General features: G+C 50.9%; 2 protein-coding genes. Both read left to right on the plus strand.

The genetic code is table 11. The annotated features are described in order from the left end of the window. Positions 1 to 196 (plus strand): transcriptional regulator GutM (locus WH277_RS01320; RefSeq protein WP_339503922.1); only part of this gene is annotated, 196 nt, incomplete at its 5' end. A gap of 90 nt (positions 197 to 286) precedes the next feature. Continuing rightward, a complete protein-coding gene (gene srlR / locus WH277_RS01325) occupies positions 287 to 1,054 on the plus strand; it encodes a glucitol operon DNA-binding transcriptional repressor SrlR (protein WP_259149176.1) in 768 nt (255 codons plus the stop codon). Positions 1,055 to 1,223: the final 169 nt, after the last annotated feature.

Genomic DNA, 1,223 nt, shown 5'->3' on the forward strand with positions numbered 1-1,223 from the left:
ACTGGTTATCAGCGTCGACAGCCGCCACATGATTACGGGCAACTTTGTCATGCGCGGGCTGACCGTCTTCTCGCAGCCCATCCCAGATGATGCACTGAACGGACTGAATATTCAGAACCTGGTGCCAGCTCACATTTATCCCCACAATAAGGCCATGCGCACGGCGTTGGAATTGGCCATAACAAACAAACGGTGATATCTTTCATTTTGAAAGATTTCCCTTCCTTGTTTGCTTTGTTTGTGCGAATACGAAAGGAGTCTATTGGCCTACGACAGGGAAACCAGGATGAAACCAATACAGCGGCAAGCACTGATACTTGAATACCTCCAGGGCAAAGGCCGTACTACGGTTGAAGAACTGACTATCTACTTTGACACCACAGGCACCACCATCCGCAAAGACCTTTCTCTGCTCCAGCAGCAAGGGGCAGTGATCCGCACTTACGGCGGCGTTATGCTGAACCGGGACGATGGCGACCAGCCTATCGACAGGAAAACCTTTATTAACTCGGATAAGAAAAAACAGATTGCCTCACGTGCAGCCCAATGGGTTTCTGAAGGTGATTCGCTTATTTTTGACGCTGGCAGCACCGTACAGCAGATGGTCCCCCACCTTGCTAAATTTAATAATATCACTGTGATGACGAACAGCCTGACCCTTGTTAACGAGCTGGTCGAGCTCAATAACGATCAGGTGATTCTGATGCCAGGTGGTACCTATCGCGGCACGTCCGCCTCATTTCACGGCAGTCTGGCGGAAGCCGCATTCAGCCATTTCAGCTTCGACAAGCTGTTTATTGGCGCGGACGGCGTTGACCTTAATGCCGGAGTCACGACTTTTAATGAAGTGTTCGGCGTCAGCCAGGCCATGTGCCGTGCGGCACAAAAAATTATCCTGCTGGTCGACTCGTCCAAATTTGGCCGCAAAAGTCCAAATGTGGTGTGCAGCCTCGACTCGGTAGATGTACTGATCACAGACAGCGGGATTGCTGATGATGTGGCGGCACAACTGCGTGATCGCGGCATTGATGTGATTATCGCGGGAGACAAATAATCTGATGCGTGAAATATTAATCGAAGCAGCCCGAGAGACGCTGCAAACGGAGATCGATCAGATCGTTAGTCTGCCTGACAGGCTGGATAATGCTTTCGCGGATGCCTGCACAATGATGCTGGCCTGTCGGGGAAAAGTGATCGTCAGTGGCATGGGTAAATCAGGCCAT

Source organism: Erwinia sp. MYb416 (assembly GCF_037479575.1).
Lineage (GTDB): Bacteria > Pseudomonadota > Gammaproteobacteria > Enterobacterales > Enterobacteriaceae > Erwinia > Erwinia rhapontici.